The sequence below is a fragment of the Nostoc sp. genome, from assembly GCF_036917355.1.
Lineage (GTDB): Bacteria > Cyanobacteriota > Cyanobacteriia > Cyanobacteriales > Nostocaceae > Nostoc.
On record NZ_JBALDP010000027.1, the window covers coordinates 25,235 to 31,234 of the forward strand.

Genomic DNA, 6,000 nt, shown 5'->3' on the forward strand with positions numbered 1-6,000 from the left:
GGGCTATCCAGAATTGACTCGTCTAGAACTTATGCATTGACAAAGTAGACAATTAGTGGGTTAGGGTTAACGAGGGAAAAATACCCTCCTGAGTCGAGAATCAAAAGCGCGATCGCGCTTTTGAACGGCAAGTTTACAGGATTGACTACACCCGTGCATCTACACTGACTTGATACTGAACTTTGTTTGAGCTAAACTGTCTGCTCCGGATAATGACGAAGTAATCTCCTGCGGCTAGATTCTGGCGTGTAATTTGGTGGGAAAATGAATCGCGACTTTGGCCAATCACTTCGCCTTGATTGCGATCGATTTGACCATTGTTGTTTGAATCCCTAACTAATAACAAATCTGTCCGTCCTCCGTTCGGGGCAACGCCTTCCAGTCTTAAACGTAAGTTAGACCGCCCCGTGAGTAGCACTTTTCTAAAGTCCTCTAAGTCATCGGTGGTGGTCACATCGCCTTTGATCTGAAGAAATCCTTGACCACTATTCAAATTCCCCTCGAAATCCGCTGCAAAAATGCTATTGTCGTTATCGGGTGTTGCAAAAGCTGGGGAAACCAATCCACAAGTCAATAAAGTTAACAAGGTTAGCTTAAGACTTGATTTTAAGCAATTCATGATGTTTCTTCCTGAAAATAAATGATTGATTTTTGTTATTACACACTGTACAAAATGACTTAGTGTCTTTGTAACCTAAATCTAAATTAAGCTTTTAATAAAAAAAATACAGTCTGAAAAAGACTTTAATAGTATGAAGTTGAAAATAAAATTCAAATTGCTTGGTATTATTTAGTCACAAAAAGTTTGTTTTGATAACATTGCTCTACTCCAGCAAACTACTTTTGAGGCTATTGTAGAGCGATAAATTATGGTTATTCCCAACTTTTGACGATCCTATGTCAGGATTGAAATGTGTATCTTCAGACGATTAAAAGTTGGAATTTCTTCAATATCTGCTACCGGATCGAGACTACCTTCATCTCGAAATATAGGATCTTGACCCTTTAAAATCGAGTTTTTAAGTCAAATAACCCCTCTTCACTGATGAAAAGGGGCTATTTTTGGGGTTTAAGGGAATTAAAAGTGGTAAATCACTATTTACCAATCGTGACTATTAATTAACAGCAGCAACGGCTGGGCGGCTACCAGCGGCGTGACGGTCAATCACTTGGTCAATCAAACCGTAGTCCCTGGCTTCCTCTGGTGACATGAAAAAGTCACGTTCAGTATCTTCAGCAATGCGCTCAATTGGTTGACCTGTATGTTCAGCTAAATAGTCGTTTAGCCGCCGCTTGTGGTACAGAATTTCCCGCGCCTGAATTTCAATATCAGTCGCCTGTCCTTGAGCGCCGCCTAAAGGTTGATGAATCATAATCCGAGAATGGGGTAGACTCATCCGCTTACCCTTAGCACCCGCGCTGAGGAGAAAAGCACCCATACTCGCCGCCAATCCGGTACAAATTGTACAGACATCAGGGCGAATATGCTTCATAGTGTCAAAAATGCCCATACCAGCCGTCACCGAACCACCGGGAGAATTGATGTACATATAAATGTCTTTCTCCGGGTCTTCAGCATCCAAATACAGCAGTTGGGCAACAATCAAGTTGGCAATATTGTTATCAACTTGTTGTCCCAAAAAGATGATGCGCTCACGTAACAGCCGTGAGTAGATGTCAAAGGCGCGTTCACCTCGACCCGATTGTTCAATAACGATAGGAATCATGGAAGCGTGTTTGTGGCTACTTTAAATACATTTTATCGGTGACAGCACGAAACTGGGGCTGATCTCTACTATTGCCAGGTAGATATAAGTAAATCTTGGCTATTCTGTCTAATTCAACAAAGGGGCAAAATGTGCTTTTGCAATAGATTCAACCTCCAAGGGCACTTTTTAGCAACAAAAGTTGTCTAAGAAAATATCCCGGTTTAGGGAAGAATAAATCAAAAAACTTCAATTGTCGCCAATTTTATATCTCGGACTTTGCTGTACAACCTTGGCGATATATTGACTAGACCGATAACCGAGATCCGATTTGCTTAGGGAATTATGTTAACTAGCAGTAACATTTTAAACATTTTTTTAGGATTTCCTTCGGCATTTATCAAGTTATTTTTGTTAGATTCGGTAAATCGGGAGTACGAGGTGTATTTAGAATAACCAATCGTAGTTGAAATGCTATCCATTCACAAGAGACGTGCCATGCTGGAAAAACTTATACAAGCTGCCATCATCACCTTCTTGCTCCATCTGATAGCAGGACTTAGCCCTAATACTTTAATGCAAACAAAGACAGCATCACCTATGCAAGAAACGCCACCAAATATTGTTAGCTTGCTATTGCGATCTTTTCAATAAGAATGTTTCATAAGTTGCATAGGTATAAGTAAGTAGGCGTAAATAAACCCAATTATATAGATGCTTCCCTTGTAGTTAGCGCTGACTACAAAACTGCATTTTTTACACCAACTTACTTAGGCGAGATTAAAAACAAAGGGATAATTCGCTCGTTGAGTTTCTTACTTAATGTATATAGCTGTCTAGGCTCACACTCCTGAGAACAGGGTAGACTGAGCAAAGAAGGCAACTACTTGCGTTTGATTATGACTAATCGCCTTGCTGAAGCTAAGAGCCTCTATCTCCGCAAACACGCCGAAAACCCAATTGATTGGTGGCCCTGGTGTGATGAAGCACTTGCAACTGCAAGGGGGCAAAATAAACCGATTTTTCTTTCCATTGGCTATTCTAGTTGCCACTGGTGTACTGTGATGGAAGGCGAGGCTTTTTCTGATATTGCGATCGCTGACTACATGAATACCAATTATCTTCCCATCAAAGTAGACAGGGAAGAAAGACCAGACCTCGATAGCATCTATATGCAAGCTTTGCAGATGATGAGCGGTCAAGGAGGTTGGCCTTTAAATATTTTTCTTTCCCCAGAAGATTTAGTGCCGTTTTACGCTGGTACTTATTTCCCTGTAGACCCGCGCTATGGTCGTCCGGGATTTTTGCAGGTGTTGCAAGCGCTTCGCCGTTATTACGATACAGAAAAACAAGAATTACAACAACGTAAAGCCTTAATTATTGAGTCTCTGCTCACGTCTGCGGTGTTGCAAGACGGTACAACAACCGAGCTTGAAGACCATGAATTACTCCGCCAAGGTTGGGAAACTAGTACAGGTGTAATTACTCCTAATCAATCTGGTAACAGTTTTCCGATGATTCCCTATACAGAATTAGCTCTGCGAGGAACTCGATTTAATTTTGAATCTCGCTATGATGGCAGGCAAGTTTGCACCCAACGGGGACTAGACTTAGCGCTGGGCGGCATTTATGACCATGTAGCCGGTGGTTTTCATCGCTACACTGTTGACCCGACTTGGACAGTACCCCACTTTGAAAAGATGCTTTACGACAATGGACAAATTGTCGAGTATCTGGCTTGTTTATGGAGTGCAGGAGTAGAAGAGCCAGCCTTTGAGAGGGCAATTGCTGGAACGGTACAATGGCTGAAACGAGAGATGACCGCCTCTGAAGGTTACTTCTATGCTGCTCAAGATGCCGATAGCTTCACTGAACCAACGGCGGTAGAACCAGAAGAAGGAGCCTTTTACGTCTGGAGTTACAGCGAATTACAACAACTGTTAACGCCTGAAGAATTAACGGAATTACAACAACAGTTTACGGTGACGCCTAACGGCAACTTTGAAAGACATAATGTTTTGCAAAGACGGAATTCAGGTCAACTGAGTGCAACGCTAGAAACCGCACTGAGTAAGCTTTTTACCGCTCGTTATGGCGTTAATCCTGAGTTGTTAGAAACTTTTCCCCCGGCTCGTAACAATCAGGAAGCAAAAACTACTAACTGGCCAGGTCGCATTCCCTCGGTGACAGATACAAAGATGATTGTCGCCTGGAATAGCTTGATGATTTCTGGGCTAGCTAGGGCTGCTGGAGTTTTCCAACAACCTTTGTATTTGGAATTAGCAGCACGAGCGGCGAATTTTATTTTGGAAAATCAGTTTGTCGATGGGCGTTTCCAGAGACTCAACTATCAAGGAGAACCAACTGTTTTAGCTCAGTCTGAAGATTATGCTTTGTTTGTTAAAGCTCTCTTGGATTTACAAGCTTGCAACCCTGAGCATAAGGAATGGTTAGAAAATGCGATCGCTATCCAAGATGAATTTAACGAATTTCTCTGGAGTGTAGAATTAGGTGGTTACTATAACACATCAAGCGACTCTAGTCAAGATTTAATTGTCAGAGAGCGTAGTTACGCAGATAATGCGACACCATCAGCTAATGGAATTGCGATCGCTAATCTTGTCCGTCTCACCTTACTCACCGATAATCTCGATTATTTGGATTTAGCGGAACTTGGTTTGAAAGCTTTTAAGAGTGTAATGGAGCGCGCTCCTCAAGCTTGTCCCAGCTTATTTACAGCCTTGGATTGGTATCGTAATTCTACCTTGATTCGTAGCACAACTGAGCAAATCAACGCTTTGATTCCCAAATATTTACCAGTGGCTGTGTTTGCCATAACATCTGATTTGCCAGAGGGAAGTGTTGGTTTAGTTTGCCAAGGCTTGAAGTGTCTTGCACCAGCCGAAAATGTAGAGCATTTATTGCAGCAAGTGGAGAAAAGTCAGAATAGAGGATGACGACCAGAAGCGAATTAACAGCAATTGTATTAGCAGGCGGTAAAAGTTCTCGGATGGGTCAAGATAAAGCCTTGATTCCCATTCAAGGAGTGCCGTTATTACAGCGAGTTTGTGGGATTGCTCAAAGCTGTGCTGATGTTGTTTATGTAGTCACTCCCTGGCCAGAACGTTATCAAGACTTGCTTTTACCTGGTTGTCAGTTTATCCGAGAAGTACCTTTATCTGGAGAATCTTTAGCCCACGGGCCTTTAGTTGGATTTGCTCAAGGACTAGCCGAAGTAGAGACAGAATGGGTGCTGTTGCTAGCTTGCGATTTGCCGAGGTTGCGGGTTGAGGTGTTGCAAGATTGGATAACTAGACTTGATAGCGTGGGAGATAATGTGATCGCAGCTTTAGCCGATCATCCCAAAGGTTGGGAACCTCTGTGTGGCTTCTATCGCCGTCGCTGTTTGCCCCAACTTTTAGAGTTTATCAACCAAGGGGGGCGATCGTTTCAGCAATGGCTGCGGCAATATCCTGTAGAAGTTTTGCCTTTAGCAAAACCCGAAATGCTGTTTAACTGTAATACACCAGAAGACTTGGCTTTAAGTTAACATCAGTCTCCAACAGAGGCGCACGTTAAAAATTTAATTGCGTAGCTTGCTTCTCGCCAAAGGCGAGTATTGCGAATTGCGAATTGCGAATTGGTTTCATTTTTGCCTGCCAATACCGTCGCACAAGTGCCTGTCGCTCTTGCTGACATTAGGATTATTCTCTAAATAACCGTGTACCCAATCACAACTACGCTCTATTAGAGGCTCTAACTCTTGATTCCTGGAATCTGGATTCCAGAGCTTGATTGTGTTGTCATAACTGCCAGAAGCCAAAGTCTTGCCGTCAGGGCTAAAACTCACGCTATAGATATAGTTATCATGCCCCTTGAGGGTGAGGATTTCTTGTCCTGTCTCTACATTCCACAGTTTGATCGTCTTGTCACCACTACCAGAAGCCAAAGTCTTGCCGTCAGGGCTAAAACTCACGCTATTGACAAAGTTATTATGCCCCTTGAGGGTAAGAATGTCCTCCCCTGTCTCTACTTTCCAGAGTTTGATTGTGGTGTTTTCACTACCAGAAGCCAAAATCTTGCCATCGGGGCTAAAACTCACGCTCCTGACAGAGTTATTATGCCCCTTGAGGGTGCGAATTTCGTTGCCTGTCTCTACATTCCACAGTTTGATCGTCTTGTCGCCACTGCCAGAAGCTAAAATCTTGCCATCGGGGCTAAAACTCACGCTCCTGACAGAGTTATTATGCCCCTTGAGGGTGCGAATTTCGTTGCCTGTCTCTACATTCCACAG

At 43.0% G+C, this 6,000-nt stretch carries 6 protein-coding genes; 3 read left to right on the forward strand and 3 right to left on the reverse strand.

Features of this window, described 5'->3' with window-relative positions; all coding sequences use genetic code 11:
• Positions 1–145: 145 nt before the first annotated feature.
• Positions 146–619 carry a hypothetical protein gene (locus V7K53_RS08120; protein WP_335197049.1) on the reverse strand — a complete coding sequence of 158 codons (474 nt, stop codon included), beginning with the start codon at positions 617–619 and terminating at the stop codon, positions 146–148.
• Between the two features lie 496 nt (positions 620–1,115).
• Positions 1,116–1,727, reverse strand: a complete 612-nt coding sequence (gene clpP / locus V7K53_RS08125; RefSeq protein WP_335197050.1) for an ATP-dependent Clp endopeptidase proteolytic subunit ClpP — start codon at positions 1,725–1,727, stop codon at positions 1,116–1,118.
• 450 nt (positions 1,728–2,177) lie between these two features.
• On the opposite strand from clpP, the gene V7K53_RS08130 reads away from it, so the two are divergent.
• The 3 genes from V7K53_RS08130 (at position 2,178) to V7K53_RS08140 (ending at position 5,256) form a co-directional block, all read left to right on the forward strand.
• On the forward strand, positions 2,178–2,360 hold the full coding sequence (locus V7K53_RS08130; protein ID WP_335197055.1) for a hypothetical protein: 183 nt from the start codon (positions 2,178–2,180) through the stop codon (positions 2,358–2,360).
• A 245-nt stretch (positions 2,361–2,605) separates the two neighbouring features.
• Positions 2,606–4,663 (forward strand): thioredoxin domain-containing protein, encoded by a 2,058-nt coding sequence (locus V7K53_RS08135; protein WP_335197051.1) that lies wholly within the window; start codon positions 2,606–2,608, stop codon positions 4,661–4,663.
• A complete protein-coding gene (locus tag V7K53_RS08140) occupies positions 4,660–5,256 on the forward strand; it encodes a molybdenum cofactor guanylyltransferase (RefSeq protein ID WP_335197052.1) in 597 nt (198 codons plus the stop codon). Before V7K53_RS08135 ends, V7K53_RS08140 begins: the two co-directional genes overlap by 4 nt.
• Before the next feature lie 96 nt (positions 5,257–5,352).
• Here the strand turns inward: V7K53_RS08140 and V7K53_RS08145 are convergent.
• The coding region (locus tag V7K53_RS08145) for a WD40 repeat domain-containing protein (RefSeq protein WP_335197053.1) at positions 5,353–6,000 on the reverse strand (648 nt) is incomplete at its 5' end.

Excerpts from the sequence above, each read along its gene's own strand:
- V7K53_RS08120 (WP_335197049.1), bottom strand. The coding sequence starts at position 619 with ATGAATTGCTTAAAATCAAGTCTTAAGCTAACCTTGTTAACTTTATTG.
- clpP (WP_335197050.1), bottom strand. The coding sequence starts at position 1,727 with ATGATTCCTATCGTTATTGAACAATCGGGTCGAGGTGAACGCGCCTTT.
- V7K53_RS08130 (WP_335197055.1), top strand. The coding sequence starts at position 2,178 with ATGCTATCCATTCACAAGAGACGTGCCATGCTGGAAAAACTTATACAA.
- V7K53_RS08135 (WP_335197051.1), top strand. The coding sequence starts at position 2,606 with ATGACTAATCGCCTTGCTGAAGCTAAGAGCCTCTATCTCCGCAAACAC.
- V7K53_RS08140 (WP_335197052.1), top strand. The coding sequence starts at position 4,660 with ATGACGACCAGAAGCGAATTAACAGCAATTGTATTAGCAGGCGGTAAA.